Below are 26104 nucleotides of genomic sequence, written 5' to 3'. Positions count from 1 at the left end.
CGCCGTCCGCGACGCCCGCGCGGCGAGCTCTGATAGTGACAGCGCGTATCGCCGCACGGCGCGTCCTGTGCAGGGGCCGGCTAGCCCTCAGCGCGGGACCGCAGCAGCGCCTGCGATCTTCAGCGGCACACGCGCCAGGATGCTGTCGGAGGCCAGATACAGCGTGTGGCGATCGGCATCGCCGAAGGTCACGTTGGCGACCGGGCCGCCGGTCGCGATCCTGCCCAGGCGCGTACCGTCGGCGGCGAACACCAGCACGCCACCTGGACCGGTCGCGAGCACCGTGCCGTCGGCCGCGATCGCCATGCCGTCCGGCAGGCCGGGCGCGTCGTCACCGACCAGATCCGTGGCATCGGCGAACACGCGCCGCGAGGTCACCGCGCCGGCGGCATCGAGCGCATAGGCCATCCAGATCGCGCGCGCCGGGTCGGAATTGGCGACGTAGAGCGTGCGTTCGTCGGGCGAGAGCGCGATGCCGTTGGGGCGCGTGAGGCCGTCGTCGAGCAGATGCACGCTGCCGTCGGGGTCGAGCCGGTAGACGCCATTGAAAGGCAGTTCCTTGACCGGAGATTCGTCCAGCCCCTCCAGGCCATACGGCGGATCGGTGAAGAAGATCGCGCCGTCGCTGCGGGCGACGACATCGTTCGGGCTGTTGAAGCGACGGCCGTCAAAGGCGCGCGCGAGGACGGTCTTTCGCTTCGTGCGCGGGTCGAGCCGCGCGAGCGTGCGGCTGCCGGAATCGGCCATCAGCACGCTGCCCGACGGCTCCACGAACAGGCCGTTGGCACCGGCCTCGCGCAGTACCTCGGTCGGCGGGCCGTCGTAGCCGGACGGCTCTAGAAACACAGAGATGCCGTCGGTGTCGGACCAGCGGTGGATGCGGTTTTCCGGCACGTCGGTGAAGAGCAGATAGCTGCCGTCGTCGATCCACGCCGGCCCTTCGGCCCAGGTGAAGCCTTCGGCCAGGCGCTCGATGCGCGCGTCGGGCGCAACCACGTCGTGGAAGCGCGGATCCTCGGCGCTCAGCGCGGCGCGCGACTGCGCGACTGGCGTGCTCGCGCAGCCACCGATCAGCGTGGCGCAGATCAGGCCAGACAGCGGGGAAAAAAAGCGCATGGCATGCCTCATACAGGTCCGGGCCTGGAAGCGTGCCACGTTGGCGGGGCAAGCGCCGTACGCCTGCGCCGGGAAGCGGTGGGCAGCAGTCACACCCGGAACAAGCCGAGGCGGCGCGCCACTGCGTCCGCAACAGAGCCTTGCTGCGGCGCCTGTTTAATCCGCCGCCGACCGGCTCCAGTTTCTGCCCGCGGCCGCTCCCCTTCCGGCCGCGATGCCGCCGCCCAGGAGTTTCCATGTCCCGTTTGCCCGCGCTCTTCATTTCGCACGGCTCGCCGATGACCGCGCTCGAGCCCGGCAAGGTCGGCGAACGCCTGGCCGAGCTGGCCGCCGACCTGCCGCGACCACGCGCGATCGTGCTTGCTTCGGCGCACTGGCTCACCCGCTCCCCGCAGGTCGGCGGCGCGGCGACGCCCGGGACCGTGCACGATTTCGGCGGCTTCCCCCAGGCGCTGTTCGACATCCGCTATCCGGCGCCCGGCGATCCGGTGTTGAGCGCGCGCGTCGCCGCGCTGCTGCAGGGGGCCGGCCTGCAGCCGCAGGTCGATCCGGACCGCGGGCTCGATCACGGCGTCTGGGTGCCACTGCGCCTGCTCTATCCGGCCGCCGACATTCCGGTGGTGCCGGTGTCCATCCAGCCCGGCCTCGGTCCTGCGCACCAGCTGCGGATCGGCCGCGCGCTCGCGCCACTGCGCGACGAGGGCGTGCTCGTGATCGGTTCGGGCAGCATCACCCACAACCTGCACGACTGGCGCAGCTACGACGAGGCGCGACAGGCGCCTTACGTGCAGCCCTTCATCGACTGGATCGAACAGCGGATGGCCGCCGAGGATGTCGATGCCCTGCTCGACTACCGGCGCCAGGCGCCGTACGCCGAACGCGCGCAGCGGATCGATGCGGGCATCGACATGGGGTTTCTGGCGATGGACATCTACCGCTTCGATGGCGAGCCGGCGCCGCTCGCTGACTGAGCACACACTGGAGTGCGCGGGACGGGGCTAGCGTGCGACCCGGCGATGACGCGACAGTGCGGCTTGGTCTCGCGAACCAGCGAATGCGGCATCGGAACATCTGCCCCCACCCAACCCTCCCCCGCTTGCGGGGGAGGGCTCCGGCTTACGGCGAACCTTGGGAATTGGCGCGATCCGCAGGCGATCAGACGCGTTTGCCCGTCCGCTCGCGCATGTGGGCTTCGTCATCGAGCCAGTTCTGGTCCTTGTTCTTCAGGAAGAACACGTAGACCACCAGCGAAACCGCGATCACCGACGTCGCGTAGACCACGAAGGCCGAGACCCGGTCCGACTTCAGCGCTGCCTGATAGGCCAGGGGCGCGGTGCCGCCGAAGGCCGAGTTCGCAAGTGCATACCCCAGGCCCACGCCCAGTGCGCGCACGTGCGTGGGGAAGAGCTCGGCCTTCACCACCGCGTTGATCGAGGCATAGCCGGTCAGGATCACGAAGCCGATGCCGAGGATCACGAATGCCGACAGCGCACTGGTCTGCTGCGGCAGCGCGGTGACCAGGTACCAGGTGTAGAGCACGCCGCCGATGCCGAAGAACACCAGCAGGCGCTTGCGGCCGACGCTGTCCGACAGCCAGCCGCCGACCGGCTGCAGCAGCATCAGGAAGGTCAGCAGGCCGAGGTTGATCCAGGTGCCGACGATGGCGTCGTCGCCGGCGAACGCGGCCTGGATCATCTTCGGGCCGTTGACCGAATAGGTGTAGAACGCCACCGTGCCGCCGGCGGTGATCAGGAAGCACAGCAGCAGGGGACGCCACTGGTGGACGAACAATTCGCGGATCGAACCCGATGCCTGCGCGCCGCCAGTCCTGGCGGCTTCAATGGAATCGGATTCCAGCGATTCGTCCATCGTACGACGCAGCCAGAACACGACGATCGCGGCGACGCCGCCGATGCCGAATGCCACGCGCCAGCCCCACTCGGAGATCTGCGACGTATCCAGCGTCAACAGCATTGCCAGCAGCGTCGCCTGCGCAAGCACGTGGCCGCCGACCAGGGTCACGTAGTGGAACGAGGACAGGAAGCCGCGGCGGCCGGGGATCGCGGCCTCGGACATGTAGGTCGCGCTGGCGCCGTACTCGCCGCCCGTCGCAAAGCCCTGTACCAGGCGCGCGATCAGCAGCAGCACCGCCGCCCAGATTCCGATCTGCTGGGCGGTCGGACTGATCGCGATGAGAAACGAACAGCCGGCCATTACCGACACCGATACCGTCAACGCCAGGCGCCGGCCGTAGCGATCGGCGAAGCGACCGAAGTACCACGCGCCGATCGGGCGCATCAGGAAGGTCGCGGCGAATATCGCCCATACGTAGAGGGTGGAATTCTTGTCGTCCGGCGCGAAGAACTGCGATTCGAAGTACACCGCGAACACCGAGTACACATACACGTCGAACCACTCGACGAGGTTGCCGGCCGAGCCCTTGAGGGTGTTGGACACCGAACGGCGCAGGCTTGCGGGGCGCACGGCGCTGACGGCGGCGGGCGCGACAGGAGCACTCATGAATGGATCTGCTGGGCGGGACCGGGGCCGGAGTATAGGGGCGCTGCGGATTCATCCGCGGGGGCCGTCCACCAGCGCCGCCAATGGATGCCGATCGCATCCGTGATATTCCCCGCCCGTGTGCGAACCATCCAATGACAGGTGCACCACGGCAACCCATGGACACGACGGTTCCCATCGAAGACGAGCGCCAGGCATTCGCGAAGCAGCTGCAAGCGCACCACGGCATCATTGCGACGGTGGCCGCGAGCTACTGCCGCGACCCCGACGATCGCGCCGATCTGGCCCAGGAAATCGCCATCCAGCTGTGGCGGGCCTGGCCGAAATACGACCCGGCGCGTCGCTTCAGCACGTGGATGTACCGGATTGCCCTGAACGTGGCGATCAGCGCCGTCCGCAATGCGGCGCATCGCCACCGGCATGCAGTGCGGTTCGACGAGGCTCTGCACGACGTGGAGGATCCTGCGCCCCACGACCCGCAGGCCGAGCAACAGGTCCGCGCCCTGCATCGTTTCATCCACGCCCAGGCGCCGCTCGACCGGGCCCTGCTGCTGCTCTACCTCGACGACCGCAGCCATCGGGAGATGGCCGAGATCCTCGGCCTCAGCCAGACCAACGTCGCCACCAAGATCAGCCGGCTGCGCCAGCGGATCCGCAACGAACTGTGAAGGACATCGCCATGGAACACGACGATCTCAAGGCCGCCTGGCAATCGCTCGAAGCGCGCATCAGCCGCAGCGACGCGCTGCAGCTGGCGGTCCTGCGCGAGACGCGGCTGGGCCGCGCGCGCAGCCACCTGCGCTTCTTCAAGCTCGGCCACTGGCTGCAATGCCTGCTCGGGCTCGGCCTGGTCGCGCTGGGCGTGATGTGCTGGACGCGCAATCCCGACATCGCCGGCCTGCTGGCCGCCGGCATCGCGGTACACGCATTCGGCGTCATCAACATCATCGGCGCGATATTGGCCCTGGTGCTCGCTGCGCGCGTCGACTACGCCGCGCCGGTGCTGCAGATCCAGCGGCGGTTGGCCACCCTGCTGCGGACCTATGCGCTCAACTCCGCGATCTGCGGACTGCCCTGGTGGATCATGTGGCTGCCGGTCGTGGTCGCGGTCGCCGGCCTCGACCGCATCCAGCCCGGCGCCGGCACGCCGTCATGGATCGTGTGGAGCCTCGCGATCAGTGCGGCCGGCCTGATCGCGACCGGTATCTACGCCATTCGTCATTACCGGCGCATCCTCGGAGCACCGGATGCCGAGACACGCGCCTGCGGCGATGGCGCCGACGGCATCCGCCGCAGCAGGCGCATGCTGGCCGAGATCGCCGAGTTCGAGGCCCACTGAGCCAGGCAGCCGCGCTGCCCGCCAACGTGTCGCCCTCGACCTGGGCTCGGCCGCGCCGGGCAACGGGATGACGCGATCACCCAGGCACGGGTCTGCGCGAGCGACGCCACAGGCGGGATGCCACCGGGTAGATCACGCGGTGGGCCAGCATCGAAACACCAGCCACCACGCTCGCGATCATCAGCGGCAACACGGCGCCGAACACGAACGTCATTGCCAGCACGAACCCGAGCACGCATTCGGCGCGATAGCCGGGCAACAGCAGTGCCAGTCCGAAGGCGGAGAACAGCACCAGGCTGGCAAGGTCCTCGCGCCCCTGCAGGAACGCCGCGGACAGAAGCACACCGGCGATCGCAGCGACTGCGAAACCTGCCACTCCCCCCACCATGGCGCGGCGCCTGTCATCGTGACGCGCGATGCGGCGGACGAACCGACCCGACGTCCACCAGGCCAGCGCCGGCAACAGCACCAGGCCCCAGCCGTTCCAGACGGCGGGCAATCCGGGATCGGCAAGCAGATGGTGGCTGACGATGCCACCGTGCAGATGTTCCCACGCCAGGTGCGCCAGCTCGGCGACGGCCACAGCAACGACGATCCAGATCCGTGCCGCGCTGGCACGACTCCAAGCTGAAACTTCGATTTCCGGCTGCATCGCAGTTCTCCCCGAGGAATGCCGACTCTGCGGGAGGCGGCAACTGCGTACGCGTGAGATCGGTCACCGTGACTTCTGGCAGAACCTGCGCTCTAGACGCTGCCAGCTTCCGCGCCGCCGCGCTGCAAGGGATCAGGCAGCGGCTCGCCGGCATCGACGAACGACAGCGAGACCGAGTTGAGGCAATGGCGCTCGTAGCTCGGCGGCGGCCCGTCCGGGAATACGTGGCCCAGATGGCTGCCGCAGCGGGCGCACACTTCTTCCACCCGGATCATGCCGTGGCTGGTATCGCGGATCAGGCGGATATGCGCAGCATCGAACGGCGCGAAGAAACTCGGCCAGCCGGTGCCCGAATCGAACTTCGCGCTGGAACGGAACAGCGGCAGCCCGCACAGGCGGCAGCAGTAGGTGCCCTCGCGCTTGTTGTCGAGGAATACGCCGCAGAACGGCGCTTCGGTGCCATGTTGCAGCAGAACGCGGCGCTCGTCGGCGGAAAGACCCGCCTCAAGCGCGGCGCGCTGTTCGGGGCTGGGCGGCGTTAGATCGAAGCGGCTCATGGCAGTTCCGTGGAAGGCGCGAGTGGACGAGATGGAGGCGATGGTGCATCCATGCAAGGTCGGATGCCGCAGCGGCGGGCGGCTGCCTACGCGTGCTTCGGGCCGTCCAGGCGGGCCGAGTGTCCGCCGACCTCGCATAGCAGGCACGCGGCCCGGGAGCCCGGGTTGGACAGCGCGATGCTGCGCAGGCAACTTAGCGCGCTCTATCGGAACACGGACCCTTGCAATGAAGATGCGATTCGCAGCGCTTGCCGCCCTGACCACTGCACTGGCAGCCTGCTCGCCCGCACCCGCACCGGAGACGACGGCAGACGCCGTTCCGTCCACGGCAACGGCTCCGGCCGCCGTGGCCAGCGCCGACTCCGAAGCCACCCGCGCCTACAAACGCGCCAACGACGCGATGCACGCGGGCATGGGGATGGGATTCACCGGCGACGCCGATGTCGACTTCATGCGCGGCATGATTCCGCACCACCAGGGCGCAATCGACATGGCCGAGATCGTGCTGGAGTACGGCAAGGACCCGGAAGTGCGCGCACTGGCGCAGCAGGTCATCGCCGCGCAGAACGAAGAGATCGCGATGATGCAGCGCTGGCTGGAGGCACGTGGCGTTGCTGCCGATGCGCCCGCAGCCGACGACGACGCGCACGCGCATCACTGAGGTCGGCCCGGCAGAGCGCCTGCAACGTCGGGTGCCGGCGGGCTGGTCGCGGCCCACGGGCGGAAGCTTCCGCGCAGCGGGAACAGTCGGCCGCCTCGTCTGACCCGGACCGCTCAGCGCTGGGGATGATCCGGGCGACACGCCTGCTGACTCCGCCCGGCCTGGCAAGCGTGCATCGCGACTGCAATCGCGCGCCCGGCGTCCTCAGGACGCCGGGGCGAACATGAACACACGCAGCTCCTGGTCGCACCTGCAGGCCCTGGCCAGACGCGCCGCCCACGCCACGGCCGCCTCACGCGTCGGCAGCTCGAGCACGGCGAATCCGCCATCGAGGGGCCGCGCCGCTGCGCAGCCGCCGTCGGTGACCGTGCCATCCGCGGACACCCGCACCACCGCTGCGCCGGCATCGATGCCGCCCGCGAACACATAGGCGCCGGCGGCCTTCGCCTCTTCGATCACCGCATGCGAGTCGCGCACGACGGCGTTCCATTGGTCGTCGGGCACGACCATCGCCGCCGCGGGAAAGGAGATCAGGTATTTGGCCATGCGTGATCCTCGGTGGAGCAAACCGGTGCGGCGGGCTTTCTCTTGCGCCAGGCGCGGGCCGCGTGATCTCGGCCCACGCGGGATTATCATGCGCGATGCACAACGTTATCGGTTCGTTGCTTCGCGAGCGCCTCCGGCTTGCGGCCCCCGCCCCCATCGCATTCGAGCGGGGCCGCGTCGACGCCTTCGACGGTTTCAACCGCGAGCGGATCGAGTACCGCGGACTCGAAGGCGACGTCATTCCTGCATTCCTGTTCAAGCCGACGGGGCGCCGCGCGCAAGGCGGCGTAGTGGTCTTCCACCAGCACAACGGCGAGTTCCACTTCGGCAAGAGCGAAGTCGCCGGCGATGTCGGCAGCCCATTCCAGGCATTTGGCCCGGCGCTCGCGCGTCGTGGCCTCGCTGTCCTGGCCCCGGATGCGCTCACGTTCGAGGATCGCCGAGGCGAGATCCGCGGCGTGAAGCCGCACTATTACGACTGGCTGCAGCACTACAGCGCCATGAGCTATCGCCTGCTGGACGGCGACACGCTGATGCGCAAGGGCCTCGACGACGCCCAGCGGGCGCTGAGCGTGCTGATCGACGCGGCCGAGCTGGACGAACGCCACGTGGGAATCGCCGGACATTCGTACGGCGGTTACACGGCGCTCTACCACGCCGCCGTCGATCCGCGATGCCGGTTCGCCTGCATCAGCGGCGCGGTGTGCAGCTTCGAAACCCGCCGCCGCGAAGAAACCGGCATCACCCTGTTCGAAGCCGTACCCGGCCTCGCGCAACTGGTCGAAACGCACGACGTGCTATCGGCCATCGGCCCGCGCCCGACGCTGGTCGTGTCGGGGACCGAGGACAAATACTCGTGCGATGCGGATCAGGTGGTGGCCAAGGTAGCCGGAGACTTCATCACCGAGCTGCGCGTCGAGCGTGGGCATGCGCTCGATCAGGAAAGATTCGATGCGATTGTCGAGTGGATTGTCGGCCGCGTGTCGCACCAGTGACGTCGATCAACTGGCGCACGCGTTGCTACTTAGTCGCCTGCCTTCAGAACAAGCAGCCCAGGTAAGTGAACCTGACCCCGTTAGTTTGTTCGCCTCTTCGATCACCGCATGCGACTCGCGTACGACAGCGTTCCATTGCTCGTCGGGCACGACCATCGCCGCCGCGGGAAAGGAGATCAGGTATTTGGCCATGCGTGATCCTCGGTAGAGCAAACCAGTGCCGCGGGCTCTCTCTTGCGCCAGGCGGGATTATCATGCGCGATGCACAACGCTATCGGTTCGATGCTTCGCGAACGCCTCCGGCTCGCGGCCCCCGCTCCCCTCGCATTCGAGCGCGGCCGGATCGACGCCTTCCACGGTTTCAGCCGCGAGCGGATCGAGTACCGCGGACTCGAAGGTGATGTCATTTCCGTGATGCCGCTTCGCCTGCATCAGCGGCGCGGTGTGTAGCCCACTAGTCCCAACACGGGCGCGCCCCAAGGCCTCGTCAGCCCATCAGCCCAAATCGGATGCCTCATAGAGCGGGCGGATCTCGATCTCGCTCGGTCCGGGCATCGGATTCGGGCAGCGCTTTACCCAGGCGACCGCTTCGTCCAGGTCTTCGACCTCCCACAGCCAGAAGCCGGCCACCAGTTCCTTGGTTTCGGCGAACGGTCCATCGACGACGGTGCGCTCCGCGCCCGAAAACAGGACGCGCTTGCCCTGAGAGGTCGGCTTCAGCCCATCACCGCCTTTGAGGATGCCCGCGTCAATCAGCGCCTCGTTGTACCGTCCCATCGCCTCGAACATCTCGGGCGTGGGAAGCATCCCCGCTTCGCTGTCCTGCGTGGCCTTCACCAACACCATCACACGCATCGTCGTCTCCTTCTGGCGGCGAATCGATGCCGCCTTGTCCTGGTACGACGATCAACGCCTGACCAAATCGACATCCCGATGCACTAAGCACTCGATGCGGGGACTCGATCTCGGTCAATGCACCTCGGACCGCTAAGGCGGGGAATCTACAGATTCGCTCCACGTGCAAGTACGTGAACCTGGCACCGCTATCTGGCCAAGGTAAGTGAACCTGACCCCGTTAGTTCAGCGCGGCGTGCAGCTTCGAAACCCGCCGCCGCGAAGAGACCGGCATCACCCTGTTTGAAGCCGTACCCGGCCTCCCGCAGTTGGTCGACACGCACGACGTGCTGGCGGCCATCGGCCCGCGCCCGACGCTGGTCGTGTCGGGGACCGAGGACAAATACTCGCGCGATGCGGGTCAGGTGGTGGCCAGGGTCGCCGGAGACTTCATCACCGAGCTGCGCGTCGAGCGTGGATATGCGCTCGATCAGGGAAGATTCGATGCGATTGTCGAGTGGATTGTCGGCGGCGTGTCGCACCAGTAACGTCGATCAACCGGCGCACCCTTTATTGCTGGTGACCTGCCCCTCTGAAGACAAGCTACCAAGAGAAGGGAGGCCGACCCTATCAGGCCAAACGTCACTCGGGCCAAGTGACTCTGGACCCATTATTCCTTCGACTTCATGTCAAGAAGATCGTGGTCATCGCAGCGAGCGATAGCCACAAGATCTGACGGATAGATTGGACGCGAGAGCAGAGAAACACGTGACGTGCGAGTCATCGCATTGACAAAACGCTTGTCCAACGTCAGAAAAAAATCGATCCCACTACGCTCGGCTGTCCAAAGGTGCCATGCGTCGACGTACTGGGACTCGGTGAGACATGAGCAGATCTCAGCGAAACGTCCGAACTCTTCAACACTTTGCAGCTCGAACTTGGTTAATGGCCACCTGCGAAGATTCTGCAGGTCGCCGCGCCTATTGGCTTCCAGCAGCATTTTAAAGAAATCTGTCTGGCACTCCTTCGAATTGTAAGTATTCGACGGCAAAGACATCAATCGACTTCTTTCGATGGGAGATGGGACATAGCGGAATCTGATCTTCGATAGAAGATCACCTGCCAGCCCTTGACCGACCTGCCAACCACGCATCTCTTCACTGAGCAGCTCGGCGCTCTTGAACAGAGCCAGCCAACCCGATCTTTCCAGCATGCAAAGTTCCGGCAGGATGGCCACCTCTTCTGCCTTCCAACCCTTGGGCATTTCTCGCGGGAGGACCTGGGCTACATGGAATTTTTGAGCGCGCCCCTCAGACTCGATGGTGTGCGCGGTCTTCACCCGAGTGGATTGCGTCATCCAGCGCAGCAACGATACGTCCAGCAACGCAGTTGTTTCCCTTGTCGCCATATTCAATGTCGACCTCCAATCTCAGCTGCGTTGAGGAATGGCACGCCCCCTTCCGAGCTGCAATTCTTATGCTCTTCCCAAGCCCGTCCAAGTGCCACCAGCATTTGGAGCCGCTTGGCGCTTCTTCCAAGGCTGGGGACGGCGACACGGCGTCCTTTGGGCTCCCACCCCGGAAACCGTCCTCTGCGCTTACTCGCATGAAGCGTGTGCCGGCGGGTTGCAAAATCCGCATCATTTCCGTGCGTATCAGAGAATTCTCCGCTCCCGCTGGCGGTTCGCGCCTGACGGAAGCGGCTTTCGCTCCTATGCTGTGCCCGAAATGTCCTGCCCCCCCTTCCCCGCCACAATCTCCCCCAACGCCCTTTCGAACACCTCCACCGGCTGCCCGCCCGATATCAGGTGCTGCTGATCGATGATCACCGCCGGCACGCTGTTGATGCCGCTACGGATGAAGAACTGCTCTTCGGTACGCACCTCATCGGCATATTCGCCGGAAGCAAGAAGTGCAGCGGCACGCCCGCCATCCAATCCCACGCCGCTCGCGATGCGCACGAGCGTCGCGTGATCGCTGACGTTCTCGCCATCTCCGTGATACGCCTGCAGCAATGCCCGCTTGAGTTCGAGTTGCCGGCCTGCGATGCCGGCCCAGTGCAGCAGGCGATGCGCGTCGAAGGTGTTCCAGATGCGCTGCCGCTCGCCGAAGGTGAAGCCGACCTCGGCGCCGCGCGCCGCGATGTTGGCGCGGGCAGCAGCGAGCTGTTCGGCCGACATGCCGTACTTGCGCTGCAGGTGCTCGGTAATGTCTTCGCCTTCGGGCGCCATCTGCGGGTTGAGTTCGAACGGGCGCACGTGGAATTCGACGTCCACGTTGTCGGGCAGGCGCGCGAGTGCCTGTTCCAGGGCGGCCAGGCCGATGGCGCACCAGGAACAGACGACATCGGAGACGAAATCGATGCGCAGCGGCACGCGGGCCGCGGGCACGGCGCTCATGCCTGCACCATCGGCAGGTTCAGGCCCTGCTCGCGTGCGCAGTCCCTGGCGATGTCATAGCCCGCATCGGCGTGACGCATGACGCCCGTGGCGGGATCGTTCCACAGCACGCGGGCGATGCGCTTGTCGGCTTCGGCGGTGCCGTCGCAGACGATCACCACGCCCGAGTGCTGCGAATAGCCCATGCCGACGCCGCCGCCATGGTGCAGGCTCACCCAGGTGGCGCCGCCGGCGACATTGAGCATGGCGTTGAGCAGCGGCCAGTCGCTGACGGCATCGCTGCCGTCGCGCATGGCTTCGGTCTCGCGGTTCGGCGATGCGACGGAGCCGGAATCGAGATGGTCGCGGCCGATGACGATCGGCGCTTTCAGTTCGCCGTTTCGCACCATTTCGTTGAAGGCCAGGCCCAGCTTGTCGCGCAGGCCCAGGCCCACCCAGCAGATGCGCGCAGGCAGGCCCTGGAAGGCGATGCGCTCGGCGGCCATGTCGAGCCAGCGGTGCAGGTGCGGGTCGTCGGGAATGAGTTCCTTGACCTTGGCGTCGGTCTTCGCGATGTCCTCGGGGTCGCCGCTCAGCGCCACCCAGCGGAACGGGCCGATGCCGCGACAGAACAGCGGACGCACATAGGCCGGCACGAAACCGGGGAAATCGAAGGCGTTGCTGCAGCCTTCGTCCTTGGCCATCTGGCGGATGTTGTTGCCGTAATCGACGGTGGGAATGCCCAGCGCATGGAAGGCCAGCATCGCCTCGACATGCACGCGCATGGACTGCTTGGCGGCGTCGCGTACCTTCTCCGGATTGGCGGTCTGCTCACTGATCCACTGCTCGACGCTCCAGCCGATGGGCAGGTAGCCGTGCACGGGATCGTGGGCGCTGGTCTGGTCGGTCACGCAGTCCGGGCGCACGCCGCGCTTCACCAGCTCGGGCAGCACCTCGGCGGCGTTGCCCAGCAGCGCGATGGATTTCGCCTCGCCCGCCTGCGTGTACTTCTCGATGCGCGCGAGTGCGTCGTCGAGATCGGTGGCCTGCTCGTCGACGTAACGCGTCTTGATGCGGAAATCGATGCGGCTCTGCTGGCATTCGATGGTGAGGCTGCACGCACCGGCGAGGCTCGCGGCCAGCGGCTGCGCGCCGCCCATGCCGCCGAGGCCGGCGGTGAGGATCCACCGGCCGGTGAGATCGCCGCCGTAATGCTGGCGGCCCATCTCGACGAAGGTTTCAAACGTGCCCTGCACGATCCCCTGGCTGCCGATGTAGATCCACGAGCCGGCGGTCATCTGGCCGTACATCGCCAGACCCTTGCGGTCGAGTTCGTGGAAGTGCTCCCAGGTTGCCCAGTGCGGCACGAGGTTGGAATTGGCGATCAGCACGCGCGGCGCATCTGCATGGGTGCGGAACACACCGACCGGCTTGCCGGACTGCACCAGCAGGGTTTCCTCGTCGCCGAGGGTTTTGAGCGATTCGATGATGGCGTCGTAGCTGGCCCAGTCGCGCGCGGCGCGGCCGATGCCGCCGTAGACGACGAGGTCTTCGGGACGCTCGGCCACTTCGGGGTCGAGGTTGTTCATCAGCATGCGCATCGGCGCCTCGGTAAGCCACGAGCGGCAGGTCAGCGCGCTGCCACGCGGCGCGCGGATCTTGCGGGACGGATCGTGGCGCGAGGCATCAGTCATTGCGGCATTCCCTTGGAGACGATGCGGCGATTATCGCACCGGGCCGCGGGGCGGCTGGTGCGCCGCGGCGTGGCGCGGGCGCGGCGCCGCCGTATCCTTCGCGGCATGACACCACGCCACGTTTTCCTCGCTGCCGCCTGCACGGCCGCACTCGCCGCCTGCGCAACGCCCACCACGCCTTCCGTCCCCGCCGCGGCCTCTTCCGCCCCGGCCCCATCCGCATCGAAAGCAGGCCCCGACGCGCCGCGCGTGCTGGTGTTCTCGCGCACGGCCGGGTTTCGCCATGATTCGATCCCGGTGGCGATCGAAACGCTGAAGATGCTCGGCGCGCAGGCCGGCATCGCTGTGGACGCGAGCGAGGACGCCGCGCTGTTCGATGACGCCACGCTGGCCACCTACACCGCGGTGGTGTTCAACAGCACCACGCGCGAAGTGCTCGATGCCTCGCAGCAGGCAGCGTTCGAACGCTATATGGCAGCGGGTGGCGGCTTCATGGGCGTGCATGCCGCCGCCGACAGCGGCTACAGCTGGCCGTGGTACGGCGACCTCGTCGGCGCTTGGTTCGCGCGACATCCCGAGGGCCTGCAGTCGGTGCGCGTGGTGTTCGAGGGCGACGCCGGCCCCGACGGCGCGCGCGAGTGGCAGGTGACCGACGAGATCTACGACTACCGGCGCAATCCCCGGCCGAGGGTGCGGGTGACGGCTTCGATCGACCCGGCCTCGCATCCCGACGGCCGCATGGGCGACGACCACCCGATCGCCTGGTGTCATCGCAATGCCGGTGGCCCGGCCTGGTACACGGGGCTGGGCCATGACCCGGCGCTCTACGCCGACCCGGTGTTCCGCGCCCAGCTGCTGCGCGGCCTGGAGTTCACCACCGGCCGCCGCGCGGATTGTTGAGCGGACACGGAAACGCCCGGCCGTAACCGGGCGTTTCGATGCAGCGTTGGATCAGTAGATCGAAGGATCCAGCCGGCGCAGCGCGTCCTTGAGATCGACCGAGCCGGTGCGATCGATGTCCTCGCGGGTATAGACCCGCCCGCCACCGTTCACGCACTCCTGCTCGGCACGCCTGGAGCGGGTATTGCGGGCCGCGGTGATGCGCGAGCCGGTCTCGCGGATGCAGAAGCGATCGCCCGCGCTCGCGCGTTGTTGTCCGCGCTCGCGCACCACCTCCTCCTCTTCTTCCTGCTGTTGCTGCGCCTGTGCGACCTGCGAGACCGTGCCGAACGCAAGGCCGGCCAGGATTGCCGCCGTCCACCATGCATGTTTCATCGCGCACCTCCCGGTGCAGTCCATCGGTCCGCCACGATACGCCGTGCCGCTGGCGCAGTGTTCGCTGGCCGATGAACATCCGCACAAGCCGCTTGTAACGGGCAAGCCTTCACGCCGCTGACTGCGCTCGGACATGTACCGCCGTTATCCTGTGCACATGCCTGTCGCTTCCCGTGTGCGCGCGTATGCGCTGCTTCCGCTGTTGGTCCTGGTCGCGTCTTGCGCCACGCCCGATATCTCCGAACTCCCGACCTCCGCCGCCGCGCTTTCAAACGCTCCGGCGAAGCGCCCGACCCTGCTTCTGATCTCGCTCGACGGCGTGCGCCCGGACTATCTGGGCCGCGGCGATACACCCACCCTCGACGCCCTCGCCGACGACGGCGTGCAGTCGTGGATGCGCCCGTCCTATCCGTCGCTGACCTTTCCCAACCACTACACCCTGGTGACCGGCCTGCGCCCCGACCGCCACGGCCTGATCCACAATTCGATGTACGACGAAGCGCTGGGCGAGTTCCGGTTGTCGGACCGCGACGCGGTGGGCAATGCGGCCTGGTTCAATGACGGCGAGCCACTGTGGGTGACCGCCGAGAACGCCGGCCTGCGCACCGCCACGCTGTCGTGGCCCGGCAGCGAAGCCCCGGTGCGCGGCGTGCAGCCCACGCAGTGGGCCCGGTTCGACGCATCGCGCCCGATCGAAGAGCGTGTGGACACGGTGCTGGGCTGGCTCCTGGCCCCCGAAGCCAGCCGCCCGGCCTTCGCCACGCTGTACTTCGAGCATCCAGATTCCGTCGGCCACGACTACGGGCCGAACTCGCCGGAAGTCCGCCAGGCCATGCGCGAGGTCGATGCGGGCCTGGCGCGACTGGTCGATGGCCTGCGTGCGCGCGGGCTGCTGGACAGCGTGAACCTCGTGCTGGTGTCGGACCACGGCATGGCCGAGGTGCCGCCCGGCCAGGCGATCGCAATCGAGGACATGGCCACCGTCGAGGAGGCATGGGTAACGTCCATCGGCCAGGTGATCGGGATCGTGCCGAACCCCGGCTTCGAGGCACAGGTGGAACGCAGGCTGCTCGGGGCGCACGCCCGCTACGACTGCTGGCGCAAGGGCGAGCTGCCGGCGCGCTGGAAGTTCGGCACGCATCCGCGCGTGCCGCCGATCGTCTGCCAGATGCATCTGGGCTGGGATGCCCTACCGCGCGCATCACTGGCCAGGCGGCCGACGCACGCGCGCGGCTCGCATGGCTTCGATCCCGCCGCGCCCGAAATGCGCGCGTTCTTCATCGCGCATGGCCCGGCGTTCCGCGAGGGCGTGCAGCTGGACGGCTTCGACAATGTCGATGTGTATCCGCTTCTGGCCCGCCTGTTGGGCGTCACGCCGGCTGACAACGATGGCGATCCCGCGACGTTGCTGCCGGCGCTGCGTGATGGGGTGCACTGAGGGCGCCTGATCCGCTGGAGGGTGTGATGGCTGCCGGATGCCGACCTAACTTCTCTCCCGGAGGGAGAGGAGCTTGGGCGCTGCGGATGGTTCGCTGCGATCTGCGGCCCTCACCCCAACGCCTGTCCCGGAGGGAGAGGGGCTTCGGGGCTGCGGGTGGTTTGCTGTGAGCTGCGGGCCTCGCCCCAACCCCTCTCCCGGGGGGGGGAGGGGCTCGGGCGCTGCGGGTGGTTTGCTGCGATCTGCGGGCCCTCACCCCAACCCCTCTCCCGGAGGGAGAGGGGCTTAGGCGCAGTGCGTGATTGCTGCGATGTGCGGCCCTCACCCCAACCCCTCTCCCGGAGGGAGAGGGGCTTATGCGCTGCGACGGTGGGCATGGTGGGCGGCCTTCAGCCCGATTCTGATCGAGCCCCTCTCCCCCCGGGAGAGGGGTTGGGGTGAGGGCAGGTACTCGCGGAACACCCAAGGCACGCTGCGACATCCATGTCCGAAAACGGCCAGTCCGGCCGCAGGCCCGGTGCTAGCCTGCATCGCATGTCGCCTCCGACCGCCCTGCCCGATGCCGCCGTCTGCGAACAGGCACGCCTGAGTCGCGATGCGCGCTTCGACGGGCTCTTCTTCACCGCGGTGCGCACGACGGGCATCTACTGCCGCCCGGTCTGCCCGGCACCGGCGCCGCGTGCGGGCAATGTCGTCTACTACCCCAATGCGGCGGCGGCCGAGGCCAACGGCTTCCGGCCCTGCCTGCGCTGCCGGCCCGAGCTCTCTCCGGCCGATGGCAGCTGGCACCGGGGCGACCACATCGTCGCCCGCGCGCTCGCGCTGATCGATGCCGGCGCGCTGGACGCGCAGCCGCTATCGGCGCTGGCAGCGCGCCTGCATGTCGGCGAACGCCAGTTGCGGCGATTGTTCGTCGAACGCCTTGGGGCCGCGCCGATCGGCGTGCGCGGCACGCGTCGCCTGCTGTTCGCCAAACAGCTGCTGACCGAAACCGCGCTGCCGGTCACCGAGATCGCCCTCGCGTCGGGCTTCAACAGCCTGCGGCGTTTCAATTCGGTGTTCCAGGCCGCCTATCGCATGCCGCCGCGCGAGCTGCGCAGGGCGCCGCCGCAGCATGCGCATGGCGATGCACTGACGCTGCGGCTCGGCTACCGGCCACCCTACGATCTGCCGGCGATGCTGGACTTCCTGCGCGGCCGCGCCCTGCCCGGTATCGAACTTGTCGACGGGAGCAGCTACAGCCGCGTCATCGGCCCGGCCGAAGCTCCCGGCTGGCTGCGCGTGGATGCCTGGCCGGCAACCCGGAGCGAGCCGGCCCCCGGCGCATTGCGGCTGAGCCTGCACGGTTGCCCGCCCGCGCGGATGCAGGACACCGTGCAGCGCGTGCGCAGGATGTTCGACCTCGACGCGGACCCGGGTGTCATTGCCGCGCATCTGGCGGGCGACACGCGCCTTGCGCCACTGCTCCGCGCGCGACCCGGCCTGCGCCTGCCCAGTGGCTGGGATGGCTTCGAGATCGCGGTGCGCGCGGTGATCGGCCAGCAGGTCAGTGTCGCGGCGGCGCGCACGCTGACCGCGCGGCTTTCGCAACGCTTCGGCGCGCCGTTGCCGGAGACACTGGCCGCGCGCGGATTCGCGCACGTGTTCCCGACCCCGGCAGCGCTGGTCGATGCCGACTTCGATGGCCTTGGCCTGATCGGCAGCCGCATCGCGACGATCCGCGGCATCGCCGCCGCCCTGCTCGATGGCCAGGTGGATTTCGACCGCTCGCGCACGCTCGACGATTTCGTCGCGCGTTGGGTCGCGCTGCCCGGCATCGGCCCGTGGACCGCTCAGTACATCGCCCTGCGCGCACTCGGCCATCCGGATGCCTTTCCCGCCGAAGACCTGGTGCTGCAGAAAACCCTTCCGACCGATGGCACGCGCATGACCGCCAACGCGTTGCGGGCGCACGCCGATGCCTGGCACCCCTGGCGCGGCTATGCGGTCTTCCACCTGTGGCGCGAGGCCGCGACGACGGTGCCCGCGCGCGCGCCCGGTCCGGCGCCCGTTCGCACGTCCGCAACCCGGAGACGCACATGACTCCCTATCCGGCCCCGGTCTTCACCCGCACCATCGGCAGCCCTGTCGGCCCCCTGTTCCTGGTCGCGTCCGGCGCCGGCCTGCATGCGATCGAATTCGAGTCGGCCAGGCATCCAGTGCGCCGAAACGACGACTGGCGCGAGGGCGCGCACCCCGTGCTCGATGCGACGCAGCAGCAACTGGACGAGTACTTCACCGGCCGACGCCGCAAGTTCGACCTGCCGCTCGCCGCGCACGGCACGCCGTTCCAGCAGGTGGTCTGGCAGGCGCTGACGCGCATCCCCTTCGGCGCCACCGCGAGCTACGTCGCACTGGCGAGGTCGATCGGCAGGCCGACGGCATCGCGCGCGGTCGGCGCGGCGAATGGTCGCAACCCCCTGTCGATCGTCGTGCCCTGCCATCGGGTCATCGGTGCCGGCGGGCTGCTCACCGGCTTCGGCGGCGGACTTCCGACCAAGGCCTTCCTGTTGTCACTGGAGGGTGCAAGGCCGCGCGACGACCTGTTTGCCGGCGGGGATGGCGACGCGCGCGATTGATTCGCCAGGGGCCTGCGGGTAACGGGGCGCCCCGTGGCTGCTTCGCCAGCCGCCGTCGGCAGGCGCGTGCGAAGGCGTGTCGGGGCACGCCCGCATGCTGCCGGAGGCAGGGTCACATGCCGCGGAAGCGGTGCACGAAGGCCGCGCTGACCGGCAGCGACTCGCGATGCCCGCGAAGGCTGATTCGGGTCTTGCCGAACTCGTCGCGGCGCACGCGGTCGATCGACGACACGCGCACCAGGGTGCCGCGATGCACCTGCCAGAAGGCGTCGGGATCGAGCCCGGCCAGCAGCTCCTTGACCGGCGTGCGGATCAGGGCCTCGCCGTCCGCGGTGACCACGCGGACATACTTGTCCTGGGCCTGGAAGAACAGCACCTCGTCGATGCCGATCATGCGCACGTGGTCGCCGACGCTCGCGCTGATCCAGCGGATCTGCCGCTCACCCTGCGGGCGCAGGCGTGCCTCGAGCTCGGTCACCGCCTGCATGTCGTCGCGCGGCGGCTGCCGCAGGCGCGCCTGCAGGCGCTCGACCGCCAGCCCCAGGCGCGCCGGCACGATGGGCTTGAGCAGGTAATCGACGGCGCCGGCCTCGAACGCGCGGATCGCGTATTCGTCGTAGGCCGTGGTGAACACGACCAGCCCCCCGCCGGCGACGACTGCACGCGCGACATCGAGCCCGCCGACGCCAGGCATGCGGATATCGAGGAAGGCGACCCGCGGCCGGTGTTCGGCGGTGGCCTGCAACGCGGCGATGCCGTCCTCGCATGCAGCCACGATGTCGAGCCCGGGCCAGGCGGTCTCGAGCATGGCGAGCAGCGCAGCGCGTTGCGGCGCTTCATCTTCGGCGAGCAGCGCGGTGACGCAGGTGTTCGCGCTCATCCGCCCTCCAGTGGCGTGCGCACTTCGGCGCGCGCGCCGCCGGTGACGGCGCCCGACAGCTGCAGGCTCGCCCGCGCTCCGTAGCGCGCCGCGAGTTGTTCGCGCACGTTGGCCAGCCCCATGCCGCCGCCGATGCCGGGCTGCAGGCCTGCGCCGTCATCGATCACGGCCACGCAGAGCTGGTCGGCCTCGCGCCACGCGCGCAGGCACACGTGGCCTGCGCCGGGCCTGGGTTCGATGCCGTGCTTGATCGCGTTCTCGACCAGGGTGATCAACAGCAGCGGCGGATAGGGCAGCGCGCGCAGCGAATCGTCGGCCTCGATCGTGTAGCGCAGGCGGTCGGCAGTGCGCAGGCGCATCACTTCCAGGTAGCGCGCGCAGATGTCGAGCTGGTCGCCGAGCGTCGCGCGCAGGCCGGCCTCGCCATCGCGCAGGCGCGGGATGGTCGTGCGCAGGTAGTCGACCAGTGCATCGAGCGTGGCTTCCGCGCGCGAGGCGTCCTGCCGCACCAGTGCACGCACCGAAGCCAGCGTGTTGAACAGGAAATGCGGCTCCACCTGGGCCTGCAGCGCCGCGAGCCTCAGCTCCGACTCGCGGCGCCGGGACTGCGCCTGCGCCAGTTCGCTGCGGTGGCGGCTCTCTGACAGGCGCCCCTGCTCGAGGAAGTACGCACGCAACGCCGCCCCGCCGCCCAGCAGGCCGTAGATCAGCCCGAGGGTGAGCAGCCTGATCACCACCGAGACCGCCTGCATCGCGGCGGTCCCCGCCTCGCGCCGCGCGGCGTCGATATCGATGACGCCCCTGCCCATCTCCGAGACCAGGAATTCGTTGATGCGCGCGCTCGCCCATGAATCCACCACCCAGGACACGCCGATGCCGGTGCACAGCGCGATCACCACGCCCACGCGTTCCCGGGCCAGCGGCAGGCGCATGTGCCTGACCGCAGTGGCGAACGCGGGACCGGCGGTGGTGATCAGCAGGAAGCCGAAGAAGGTGTAGGCCGTCGCCGTCAGCGCGCCGCGCACGCTCGCCGGCGACAGCAGGGTGCCCAGCAGGGTCAGCAGCGAGAACACCGCGATCACGCTGCCGAACAGCAGGATCCGTCCACCGAGCCACGGCAGACTGAACACCGGATAGCGCCGGTAGCGGGTCCACAGCAGGTTTCCGCCGACGACGACACTGTCGGGCAAGGGCTGGTAGAGCGGCACCGGGGTGGCGGTCACTGCGCGGCCTTCAGTCGCGCTCGCCGCGTGTGACCCGGCCGCCCTGGTGCAGATCGAGTGCGACGACCGCGCCGGAGGCGTCGCGCTCGAAGCGCAGCTCGATGCCGTACGCAGGCGCTTCGAAGACATCCGCCTTCGACGGCGTGAGCGTGAAAGCACCCTGCCCGGTGGCCTGGGCGCGCAGCTCACCATCGGCCTGGTCGATCGTCAGCGCGAACCCCGGCGCCAGCGGATAGACACCCGCGTAATCCGACAGCGTCGCGACCGGCGTCGCCTCGGCGCGGACTTGCGCGGGCTCCGCCGCCGTGCGCACCCGCGTTGCCGGCATGGCGCCGCCGCCCTGGTGCCAGACGAAGCTGTAGCTGCCGTCGGACGCACGCCTCGGCGACAGCAGGGCATCGAAACGCACGGGAAAGAAATCGCCGGCATCGTCGTAGGCAAGTTCGAAGACCGGCTGTCCCACCGGATGGATCGTCAGGCCATCGTCCTTGCGCGCGAGTTCCACCTGCAGGCCGGGGCCGAGTTGCCACGTGCCCACCAGCGCATCGACGAGCTCGGCCGGCGGCGTCGCCAGCCTGCGCGGCGGAGTGACCGGCATCGATGGCTCGAGCAGATGCGCGCCGAGTCCACCGAGTCCGCCGAGCGCAGTCAGCGCTGTATCCGACAGCACCACCACGCCGCGGCCCTGCGCCGGATCGAACCCCACCAGCGACGAGAAGCCGCCGGTACCACCTTCGTGCATCAGCACCTGCCTTCCGGCCAGCGGCACGATCATCCAGTTCATCGCCATCGGCGGCTGCTGCGAAACCGGCTGCTGCGTGGCCCGCAATGACGCGAGCACGGGTCCGGCGTCGGCGCCGGGCGCCTGGCCGAGTTGCGCCTGCACGTAGCGCACCATGTCGTCGAGCGTGGCACGCACGCCCCCTACCCCGGCCATGTCGCCGGGAATGGTCCAGGCCGACGTCGCCTCGCCATTGGGCAGATGGCCCGCCGCCGCGCGCACATGCGACGGCGTTTGCGCGAGATACGCCCCGGTCATCCCGAGCGGCGCGAACAGGCGCTCCTGCAGCAGGGTTTCCAGCGGCTGGCCGGCGCGGCGCGCGACCGCGTACGACAGCAGCATCGATGCGAAATTCGAATATTCGAACTGCGATCCTGGCGCGCGCGACAGGGTCACGTCGCCGAGCGAAGCCAGCAACGCTTCCGGGGTCAGTACGGCGTAAGGATCGGCGGCATCGGTGACCTGCATCCGCGCCGGCAGCGCGGGCAGGCCCGAGGTATGGGTGACGACATGGCGCAGCAGGATCGGCTGGCCATCGAACGTCGGGACCGGCGTGCCCTCGGGCAGCAGGCTTGCAAGCGGATCATCGAGCGAGGCATGGCCCTGTTCGATCAGCTGGGCGAGCAGCGCGGCGGTCATGGTCTTGCTGACCGAGCCGATCTCGAACGCGCTGTCGGCGCCGATGCGCGGCGTCGCGGCGCCGTCGGCGCAGCGGTAGGCGCGGGCCACCGCGTCGCGTTCGACCACCGCGACCGCGAAGCACGCGCCGGTGCGGTCGCCAGCGAGGCGCCGGTCGACGGTCTCCGCGAGCGCGGCGTCGGTCATCGCGGATGCGCCGCCGCTCAAGGCGAGCAGCGCGGCGAGGGTCAGTGCGTTCGGCAACATGTCAGGGCCTCCTGTCTGGGATGTTGCCATGCTCTTCGCCCGGCATCGGGCGCGCCGGGGTTTGCGACGAACGCATCGGATCGCAGGACGGAATGCGCGCAGGCGGGATGCATGGCGGAATCGTCCACGGGCATGGCGCGGATCGGGCTACACAACCGCGAGGTCCATCTGGCCGTGCGTGCGAACAGCGCCAGTGCGCCTGCCGCCGCGCTAGTCGGCCAGCAGCTTGCGCATCGCGTCGGCGTAGTCGCGCGCGGCGTCCTCGCGCAGCGCATGCCGTCCGTCGGCAACGAGCCAGCGACCGCCCACGTGCACCTCGCGCACCAGCGGCCGGTTGCCGGAGAACACCCATCGGTCGAGCACGTCGTCTGCGGTTGCGCCAGCCAGCACCGGCGCCGCGGCATCGAGGACCACGGCGTCCTCGTGCGAGGTGAAGCCGGTCGATGCGGCAGCGCTCGCCTGCACACCATCGAACAGGGTCGCGCCCACGCTCGGCGTGGCGCTGCCAACGGCGATGTTGCGGCGTCGCGCGACCAGTCGCTGGCCGTACTCGAGCCAGCGCAGCTCCTCGACCGGCGACACCGAAATATGCGAATCCGAACCGATGCCCCAGGCGCCACCGGCATCGAGATACGCCCGCAGTGGAAACAGGCCGTCGCCGAGGTTGGCCTCGGTGGTCGGACAGATCGCGACGGTCGCACCGCTGCGGGCAATGCCTGCCACCTCGGCCGCGTCGAGATGGGTCGCATGCACCAGGGTCCAGCGCGCATCGACCGGCGCGTGGTCGAGCAGCCAGGCGACCGGTCGCGCGCCGCGCATGGCCACGCATTCGTCGACTTCGGCGACCTGCTCGGCGATATGGATATGCACCCGGGCATCGGCGGGCAGAGCCGCAAGCACCGCCTGCATCGCCTCGGCCGGCACCGCGCGCAGGCTGTGCAGCGCGCAGCCGACGCGCAGGTGCTCGCCCTGGCGCGCGTGCAGGTCCTCGAACAGTTGCAGATAGCCATCGACCGCGTGGCCGAAGCGGCGCTGGCGCGCCCCCAGCGCATGGCCGTCGAAACCGCCTGCCATGTACAGGACCGGCAGCAGGGTCAGGCGGATTCCGGTGTCGTGCGCGGCCGCGATCAACGCATCCGCCATCGCGGTAGCGGGCGCATACGCGGCGCCGTCCGGCGCGTGGTGCAGATAATGGAATTCGCACACCGTGGTGTAGCCGGCCTCGAGCATCTCCACGTACAACTGCGTGGCCACTGCGCGCAGCAGGCCCGGATCGAAACGCGCCGCCATCCGGTACATCGTCTCGCGCCAGGTCCAGAAGGAATCCGCCGGATCGGTCTGCACTTCCGCCAGGCCCGCCATCGCCCGCTGGAACGCGTGCGAATGCAGATTGGCGATCCCGGGCAGGCGCCAGCCTGCGGGCGTGCGCTGCACATGCGGCGTGTCGGCATCTCGCATCGGAAGGTTCCTCGGGCGGTGCGTTAGGCTAACCCGTCACTCCAAGCGCGCACAGGAAGCAGATGCCGAACGCCATCCTCATCGCGGCCCCGATCGTGTGCGCGGGGCTCACGCTGCCGGTGCTCGCGACGGCCGCGCATCTCGACGCAAGACCGTCTGCGTCAGGCGCCAGCGGCTGGACGGCTGCGGGCGACCTGCCCGCCACCTGCACCGATCTCGTCGACAGCGGTGGACTTGCGGGTCTCAACGGAGGCGGCGATGGCAACTGAGCGCTGGGACGGCCTGCTGCTCGGCGCAACGCTCGCCACGCTGGCCGACGACACCGGCTATGGCCTGATCGAAGACGGCGCGCTCGGCTGGCGTGACGGGGTGATCGCCTACGCCGGCCCGCGTGCCCGACTTCCGCAAGACATCGAGGCGCGCACCGACCTGGTCATCGAGACGGACGGCCTGGTCACCCCCGGCCTGATCGATTGCCACACCCACGTCGTGTTCGCAGGCAACCGTGCCGCGGAGTTCGAACAGCGCCTGCAGGGCGCCAGCTACGAGGAGATCGCACGCGCCGGCGGCGGCATCGTCTCGACGGTACGCGCCGTGCGCGCAGCCAACGAGGACACCCTGCTCGCCCAGTCGCTGCCACGCGCGCGGGCCCTGGTGGCCGACGGCGCGACCACGCTGGAAATCAAATCCGGCTACGGCCTCGACTTCGACAACGAGTGCAAGATGCTGCGCGTCGCGCGCCGCATCGGCGAGCTGCTCGGCATCACCGTGCGTACCACGTTCCTCGGCGCCCATGCACTTCCGCCGGAATTCGCGGGGCGCAGCGACGACTACATCCAGGCGGTCTGCGGCTGGTTGCCGCGGCTGCACGACGAAGGCCTGGTCGATGCGGTGGATGCGTTCGCCGAGCGCATCGCCTTCAGCGCAGCGCAGACGCGGCGCGTGTTCGAAGTGGCGCACGCGCTGGGGCTTCCGGTGAAGCTGCACGCCGATCAGCTCAGCGATGGCGCGGGCGCGGCGCTGGTCGCCGAATTCGGCGGGCTTTCGGCAGACCACGTCGAATACACATCAGAAGCTGGCGTCGCCGCGATGGCGCGGGCCGGCACGGTCGCTGTCCTGCTGCCCGGCGCGTTCCATGTATTGCGCGAGACCACGCTGCCGCCGCTCGCTGCGTTCCGCCGCGCCGGCGTGCCGATGGCGATCGCGACCGACTGCAACCCCGGCACCTCGCCGCTGCTCTCGCTACGGCAGGCCATGCAACTGGCCTGCACGCATTTCCGCCTCACCCCGGAGGACGCGCTGCGCGGCGCCACCGTGCACGCGGCGCAGGCGCTGGGACTGACCGATCGCGGACGACTTTCCGTAGGCCAGCGCGCCGATTTCGCCTGCTGGAAACTGGCGCATCCGGCCGAACTCGCCTACTGGCTCGGCGGCCCGCTGCTGACGATGTCATTCGCCGGTGGCCAGCGGCTGGCCTGAACCCGCCGCGCCCGGACCGCCCGCTCCATAACGCGAAAGCCCCGCGGATGCGGGGCTTTCAATACGCGCAGAGGCTGGAAGACTCAGCCGGCCTTCTTGGCCACTGCCTTCTTCGCCGGCGCCTTGGCAACCGTCTTGCTGCCGGCCTTCTTCACGACCGGCGCGGTCGCGGTGCCCGTCGCCTTGACCAGACCCTTCGAACGGGAATTGCCGTAGCTTGAATTGTAGCGCTTGCCCTTGAGGGTCTTGCGGTCGCCCTTGCCCATTGCTGTGCTCCTGGAATGCTGCGTGTTGATATGTTGGACGCAAGTGCACCGCTCCGGCGCACTGGACCGCGGATTCTAGCACGTGGCCGGAACCGGTCTCCCGTTCAACCGACGCGGTGGGCGTGGGTCAGCCGCAGGTTCAGCAGATGCGCGCCGGCCAGCAGCAGCCCCCCGATCGTCATGACTAGTGCATGGCCGATGGTGTGGTCGTGCAACTGGCTGAACGATCCCGCCCAGACCAGCGCCAGGCCCGGCAGCAGCAGGGCCCATGCGCGGAACGCGCGATGGCGCCGCCATCCCAGGGTCAGCGTGGTCGCGCCGAGCAGGGTCGCGAACACGACGAAGGCTTGGTCCAGATCGATCCATCCCCCCAGATTCAGACCGAATGCCGGCAGCAGCGCCAGCAGGATCGGAAACAGCGCGCAATGGATCGCACACAGGAACGAGGCGGCGAACCCGACGCGGTCTGCGCGTCGAAGGGCGGAATCTTGGGCAGCCATGTCTTCTGGG

General features: G+C 68.6%; 30 protein-coding genes. 12 read left to right on the top strand and 18 right to left on the bottom strand.

Annotated features, from left to right (window positions below):
• Positions 1-87: 87 nt before the first annotated feature.
• The gene (locus EGK76_RS02560) at positions 88-1116 is read right to left on the bottom strand and encodes an SMP-30/gluconolactonase/LRE family protein (RefSeq protein ID WP_123831553.1); all 1029 of its coding nucleotides are present in this window, start codon (positions 1114-1116) and stop codon (positions 88-90) included.
• Positions 1117-1352: 236 nt separating this feature from the next.
• Here EGK76_RS02560 and EGK76_RS02555 point away from each other — a divergent pair, with 236 nt between their 5' ends.
• The gene (locus EGK76_RS02555) at positions 1353-2087 is read left to right on the top strand and encodes a class III extradiol ring-cleavage dioxygenase (RefSeq protein WP_123831552.1); all 735 of its coding nucleotides are present in this window, start codon (positions 1353-1355) and stop codon (positions 2085-2087) included.
• Between the two features lie 184 nt (positions 2088-2271).
• Here the strand turns inward: EGK76_RS02555 and EGK76_RS02550 are convergent, their stop codons facing one another.
• Positions 2272-3636, bottom strand: coding sequence for an MFS transporter (locus EGK76_RS02550; RefSeq protein WP_123831551.1), 1365 nt, complete (start codon positions 3634-3636; stop codon positions 2272-2274).
• A gap of 158 nt (positions 3637-3794) precedes the next feature.
• Between EGK76_RS02550 and EGK76_RS02545 the strand changes: the two genes are divergently transcribed.
• Both EGK76_RS02545 and EGK76_RS02540 read left to right on the top strand, forming a co-directional pair.
• Positions 3795-4304 (top strand): sigma-70 family RNA polymerase sigma factor, encoded by a 510-nt coding sequence (locus EGK76_RS02545; protein WP_233580137.1) that lies wholly within the window; start codon positions 3795-3797, stop codon positions 4302-4304.
• Positions 4305-4315: 11 nt separating this feature from the next.
• Positions 4316-4975 (top strand): serine/threonine protein kinase, encoded by a 660-nt coding sequence (locus tag EGK76_RS02540; protein ID WP_123831549.1) that lies wholly within the window; start codon positions 4316-4318, stop codon positions 4973-4975.
• 76 nt (positions 4976-5051) lie between these two features.
• Here EGK76_RS02540 and EGK76_RS15495 read toward each other — a convergent pair whose 3' ends face one another.
• Both EGK76_RS15495 and msrB read right to left on the bottom strand, forming a co-directional pair.
• Positions 5052-5627 (bottom strand): hypothetical protein, encoded by a 576-nt coding sequence (locus EGK76_RS15495; protein WP_199730837.1) that lies wholly within the window; start codon positions 5625-5627, stop codon positions 5052-5054.
• A gap of 92 nt (positions 5628-5719) precedes the next feature.
• A complete protein-coding gene (gene msrB, locus EGK76_RS02530; protein WP_123831548.1) occupies positions 5720-6184 on the bottom strand; it encodes a peptide-methionine (R)-S-oxide reductase MsrB in 465 nt (154 codons plus the stop codon).
• 226 nt (positions 6185-6410) lie between these two features.
• Here msrB and EGK76_RS15600 point away from each other — a divergent pair, with 226 nt between their 5' ends.
• Positions 6411-6845: a DUF305 domain-containing protein gene (locus EGK76_RS15600; RefSeq protein ID WP_123831547.1), complete on the top strand. Its 435-nt coding sequence runs from the start codon at positions 6411-6413 to the stop codon at positions 6843-6845.
• A 204-nt stretch (positions 6846-7049) separates the two neighbouring features.
• Here the strand turns inward: EGK76_RS15600 and EGK76_RS02520 are convergent, their stop codons facing one another.
• Entirely contained in the window at positions 7050-7391 is a 342-nt protein-coding gene (locus EGK76_RS02520) for a YciI family protein (protein ID WP_123831546.1), read from the bottom strand.
• Positions 7392-7486: 95 nt separating this feature from the next.
• Between EGK76_RS02520 and EGK76_RS02515 the strand changes: the two genes are divergently transcribed.
• Entirely contained in the window at positions 7487-8386 is a 900-nt protein-coding gene (locus EGK76_RS02515) for a prolyl oligopeptidase family serine peptidase (RefSeq protein ID WP_123831545.1), read from the top strand.
• 6 nt (positions 8387-8392) lie between these two features.
• Here EGK76_RS02515 and EGK76_RS15485 read toward each other — a convergent pair whose 3' ends face one another.
• From EGK76_RS15485 to EGK76_RS02500, 3 genes are all read right to left on the bottom strand, one after another.
• Entirely contained in the window at positions 8393-8578 is a 186-nt protein-coding gene (locus EGK76_RS15485; protein ID WP_199730836.1) for a hypothetical protein, read from the bottom strand.
• A 60-nt stretch (positions 8579-8638) separates the two neighbouring features.
• Entirely contained in the window at positions 8639-8818 is a 180-nt protein-coding gene (locus EGK76_RS02505) for a hypothetical protein (protein ID WP_123831544.1), read from the bottom strand.
• 63 nt (positions 8819-8881) lie between these two features.
• On the bottom strand, positions 8882-9241 hold the full coding sequence (locus tag EGK76_RS02500; protein WP_096299434.1) for a YciI family protein: 360 nt from the start codon (positions 9239-9241) through the stop codon (positions 8882-8884).
• 308 nt (positions 9242-9549) lie between these two features.
• Here EGK76_RS02500 and EGK76_RS02495 point away from each other — a divergent pair, with 308 nt between their 5' ends.
• Complete coding sequence (locus tag EGK76_RS02495) at positions 9550-9768, top strand: hypothetical protein (RefSeq protein ID WP_096299436.1); 219 nt, start codon at positions 9550-9552, stop codon at positions 9766-9768.
• A 122-nt stretch (positions 9769-9890) separates the two neighbouring features.
• Here EGK76_RS02495 and EGK76_RS02490 read toward each other — a convergent pair whose 3' ends face one another.
• The 3 genes from EGK76_RS02490 to hutU form a co-directional block, all read right to left on the bottom strand.
• Entirely contained in the window at positions 9891-10628 is a 738-nt protein-coding gene (locus EGK76_RS02490) for a hypothetical protein (RefSeq protein ID WP_096299438.1), read from the bottom strand.
• Between the two features lie 303 nt (positions 10629-10931).
• A complete protein-coding gene (locus EGK76_RS02485) occupies positions 10932-11618 on the bottom strand; it encodes a DsbA family oxidoreductase (protein WP_123831542.1) in 687 nt (228 codons plus the stop codon).
• The gene (hutU, locus tag EGK76_RS02480; protein WP_123831541.1) at positions 11615-13291 is read right to left on the bottom strand and encodes a urocanate hydratase; all 1677 of its coding nucleotides are present in this window, start codon (positions 13289-13291) and stop codon (positions 11615-11617) included. Before hutU ends, EGK76_RS02485 begins: the two co-directional genes overlap by 4 nt.
• Positions 13292-13312: 21 nt before the next feature.
• On the opposite strand from hutU, the gene EGK76_RS02475 reads away from it, so the two are divergent.
• On the top strand, positions 13313-14191 hold the full coding sequence (locus tag EGK76_RS02475; protein ID WP_343205610.1) for a ThuA domain-containing protein: 879 nt from the start codon (positions 13313-13315) through the stop codon (positions 14189-14191).
• Between the two features lie 51 nt (positions 14192-14242).
• Here the strand turns inward: EGK76_RS02475 and EGK76_RS02470 are convergent, their stop codons facing one another.
• Positions 14243-14566 carry a hypothetical protein gene (locus tag EGK76_RS02470; RefSeq protein WP_096299443.1) on the bottom strand — a complete coding sequence of 108 codons (324 nt, stop codon included), beginning with the start codon at positions 14564-14566 and terminating at the stop codon, positions 14243-14245.
• A 157-nt stretch (positions 14567-14723) separates the two neighbouring features.
• Here EGK76_RS02470 and EGK76_RS02465 point away from each other — a divergent pair, with 157 nt between their 5' ends.
• From EGK76_RS02465 to EGK76_RS02455, 3 genes are all read left to right on the top strand, one after another.
• On the top strand, positions 14724-16004 hold the full coding sequence (locus EGK76_RS02465; RefSeq protein WP_123831539.1) for an ectonucleotide pyrophosphatase/phosphodiesterase: 1281 nt from the start codon (positions 14724-14726) through the stop codon (positions 16002-16004).
• Between the two features lie 534 nt (positions 16005-16538).
• On the top strand, positions 16539-18086 hold the full coding sequence (locus EGK76_RS02460) for a DNA-3-methyladenine glycosylase 2 (RefSeq protein WP_123831538.1): 1548 nt from the start codon (positions 16539-16541) through the stop codon (positions 18084-18086).
• Positions 18083-18622 carry a methylated-DNA--[protein]-cysteine S-methyltransferase gene (locus EGK76_RS02455; RefSeq protein WP_096300661.1) on the top strand — a complete coding sequence of 180 codons (540 nt, stop codon included), beginning with the start codon at positions 18083-18085 and terminating at the stop codon, positions 18620-18622. The genes EGK76_RS02460 and EGK76_RS02455 overlap by 4 nt, the downstream gene beginning before the upstream one ends.
• 112 nt (positions 18623-18734) lie before the next feature.
• Here the strand turns inward: EGK76_RS02455 and EGK76_RS02450 are convergent, their stop codons facing one another.
• The 4 genes from EGK76_RS02450 to EGK76_RS02435 all read right to left on the bottom strand — a co-directional run bounded on the left by EGK76_RS02450 (position 18735) and on the right by EGK76_RS02435 (position 23849).
• Positions 18735-19502 carry a LytTR family DNA-binding domain-containing protein gene (locus EGK76_RS02450; protein WP_123831537.1) on the bottom strand — a complete coding sequence of 256 codons (768 nt, stop codon included), beginning with the start codon at positions 19500-19502 and terminating at the stop codon, positions 18735-18737.
• On the bottom strand, positions 19499-20725 hold the full coding sequence (locus EGK76_RS02445) for a histidine kinase (RefSeq protein ID WP_233580135.1): 1227 nt from the start codon (positions 20723-20725) through the stop codon (positions 19499-19501). Before EGK76_RS02445 ends, EGK76_RS02450 begins: the two co-directional genes overlap by 4 nt.
• A 10-nt stretch (positions 20726-20735) precedes the next feature.
• Positions 20736-22391, bottom strand: a complete 1656-nt coding sequence (locus tag EGK76_RS02440) for a serine hydrolase (protein ID WP_158613433.1) — start codon at positions 22389-22391, stop codon at positions 20736-20738.
• Between the two features lie 210 nt (positions 22392-22601).
• The gene (locus EGK76_RS02435; RefSeq protein WP_123831534.1) at positions 22602-23849 is read right to left on the bottom strand and encodes a formimidoylglutamate deiminase; all 1248 of its coding nucleotides are present in this window, start codon (positions 23847-23849) and stop codon (positions 22602-22604) included.
• A 62-nt stretch (positions 23850-23911) separates the two neighbouring features.
• On the opposite strand from EGK76_RS02435, the gene EGK76_RS02430 reads away from it, so the two are divergent.
• The gene (locus EGK76_RS02430; RefSeq protein WP_123831533.1) at positions 23912-24118 is read left to right on the top strand and encodes a hypothetical protein; all 207 of its coding nucleotides are present in this window, start codon (positions 23912-23914) and stop codon (positions 24116-24118) included.
• The gene (gene hutI / locus EGK76_RS02425) at positions 24108-25328 is read left to right on the top strand and encodes an imidazolonepropionase (protein ID WP_123831532.1); all 1221 of its coding nucleotides are present in this window, start codon (positions 24108-24110) and stop codon (positions 25326-25328) included. Before EGK76_RS02430 ends, hutI begins: the two co-directional genes overlap by 11 nt.
• An 83-nt stretch (positions 25329-25411) precedes the next feature.
• On the opposite strand, the gene EGK76_RS02420 is transcribed toward hutI, so the two are convergent.
• Both EGK76_RS02420 and EGK76_RS02415 read right to left on the bottom strand, forming a co-directional pair.
• Positions 25412-25594 carry a 30S ribosomal protein THX gene (locus tag EGK76_RS02420; RefSeq protein WP_096299457.1) on the bottom strand — a complete coding sequence of 61 codons (183 nt, stop codon included), beginning with the start codon at positions 25592-25594 and terminating at the stop codon, positions 25412-25414.
• Positions 25595-25698: 104 nt separating this feature from the next.
• Entirely contained in the window at positions 25699-26094 is a 396-nt protein-coding gene (locus EGK76_RS02415; RefSeq protein WP_123831531.1) for a MerC domain-containing protein, read from the bottom strand.
• Between the last annotated feature and the right edge of the window lie 10 nt (positions 26095-26104).

Source organism: Luteimonas sp. 100069 (assembly GCF_003813845.1).
Taxonomy (GTDB): Bacteria; Pseudomonadota; Gammaproteobacteria; order Xanthomonadales; family Xanthomonadaceae; genus Luteimonas; species Luteimonas chenhongjianii.
The sequence above is the reverse complement of the archived record's forward strand: the minus strand, read 5'-3'. Positions and strand labels throughout refer to the sequence as shown.

Coding starts and splice junctions, on each gene's coding strand:
- EGK76_RS02440 (WP_158613433.1), bottom strand. CDS start 22,391: ATGTTGCCGAACGCACTGACCCTCGCCGCGCTGCTCGCCTTGAGCGGC.
- hutI (WP_123831532.1), top strand. CDS start 24,108: ATGGCAACTGAGCGCTGGGACGGCCTGCTGCTCGGCGCAACGCTCGCC.
- EGK76_RS02460 (WP_123831538.1), top strand. CDS start 16,539: ATGTCGCCTCCGACCGCCCTGCCCGATGCCGCCGTCTGCGAACAGGCA.
- EGK76_RS02545 (WP_233580137.1), top strand. CDS start 3,795: ATGGACACGACGGTTCCCATCGAAGACGAGCGCCAGGCATTCGCGAAG.
- EGK76_RS02415 (WP_123831531.1), bottom strand. CDS start 26,094: ATGGCTGCCCAAGATTCCGCCCTTCGACGCGCAGACCGCGTCGGGTTC.
- EGK76_RS02475 (WP_343205610.1), top strand. CDS start 13,313: ATGCGGCGATTATCGCACCGGGCCGCGGGGCGGCTGGTGCGCCGCGGC.
- EGK76_RS15495 (WP_199730837.1), bottom strand. CDS start 5,627: ATGCAGCCGGAAATCGAAGTTTCAGCTTGGAGTCGTGCCAGCGCGGCA.
- msrB (WP_123831548.1), bottom strand. CDS start 6,184: ATGAGCCGCTTCGATCTAACGCCGCCCAGCCCCGAACAGCGCGCCGCG.
- EGK76_RS15485 (WP_199730836.1), bottom strand. CDS start 8,578: ATGGCCAAATACCTGATCTCCTTTCCCGCGGCGGCGATGGTCGTGCCC.
- EGK76_RS02505 (WP_123831544.1), bottom strand. CDS start 8,818: ATGCAGGCGAAGCGGCATCACGGAAATGACATCACCTTCGAGTCCGCG.
- EGK76_RS02465 (WP_123831539.1), top strand. CDS start 14,724: ATGCCTGTCGCTTCCCGTGTGCGCGCGTATGCGCTGCTTCCGCTGTTG.
- EGK76_RS02470 (WP_096299443.1), bottom strand. CDS start 14,566: ATGAAACATGCATGGTGGACGGCGGCAATCCTGGCCGGCCTTGCGTTC.
- EGK76_RS02560 (WP_123831553.1), bottom strand. CDS start 1,116: ATGCGCTTTTTTTCCCCGCTGTCTGGCCTGATCTGCGCCACGCTGATC.
- EGK76_RS02540 (WP_123831549.1), top strand. CDS start 4,316: ATGGAACACGACGATCTCAAGGCCGCCTGGCAATCGCTCGAAGCGCGC.
- EGK76_RS02490 (WP_096299438.1), bottom strand. CDS start 10,628: ATGGCGACAAGGGAAACAACTGCGTTGCTGGACGTATCGTTGCTGCGC.
- EGK76_RS02455 (WP_096300661.1), top strand. CDS start 18,083: ATGACTCCCTATCCGGCCCCGGTCTTCACCCGCACCATCGGCAGCCCT.
- hutU (WP_123831541.1), bottom strand. CDS start 13,291: ATGACTGATGCCTCGCGCCACGATCCGTCCCGCAAGATCCGCGCGCCG.
- EGK76_RS02485 (WP_123831542.1), bottom strand. CDS start 11,618: ATGAGCGCCGTGCCCGCGGCCCGCGTGCCGCTGCGCATCGATTTCGTC.
- EGK76_RS15600 (WP_123831547.1), top strand. CDS start 6,411: ATGAAGATGCGATTCGCAGCGCTTGCCGCCCTGACCACTGCACTGGCA.
- EGK76_RS02520 (WP_123831546.1), bottom strand. CDS start 7,391: ATGGCCAAATACCTGATCTCCTTTCCCGCGGCGGCGATGGTCGTGCCC.
- EGK76_RS02515 (WP_123831545.1), top strand. CDS start 7,487: ATGCACAACGTTATCGGTTCGTTGCTTCGCGAGCGCCTCCGGCTTGCG.
- EGK76_RS02550 (WP_123831551.1), bottom strand. CDS start 3,636: ATGAGTGCTCCTGTCGCGCCCGCCGCCGTCAGCGCCGTGCGCCCCGCA.
- EGK76_RS02435 (WP_123831534.1), bottom strand. CDS start 23,849: ATGCGAGATGCCGACACGCCGCATGTGCAGCGCACGCCCGCAGGCTGG.
- EGK76_RS02500 (WP_096299434.1), bottom strand. CDS start 9,241: ATGCGTGTGATGGTGTTGGTGAAGGCCACGCAGGACAGCGAAGCGGGG.
- EGK76_RS02420 (WP_096299457.1), bottom strand. CDS start 25,594: ATGGGCAAGGGCGACCGCAAGACCCTCAAGGGCAAGCGCTACAATTCA.
- EGK76_RS02555 (WP_123831552.1), top strand. CDS start 1,353: ATGTCCCGTTTGCCCGCGCTCTTCATTTCGCACGGCTCGCCGATGACC.
- EGK76_RS02450 (WP_123831537.1), bottom strand. CDS start 19,502: ATGAGCGCGAACACCTGCGTCACCGCGCTGCTCGCCGAAGATGAAGCG.
- EGK76_RS02430 (WP_123831533.1), top strand. CDS start 23,912: ATGCCGAACGCCATCCTCATCGCGGCCCCGATCGTGTGCGCGGGGCTC.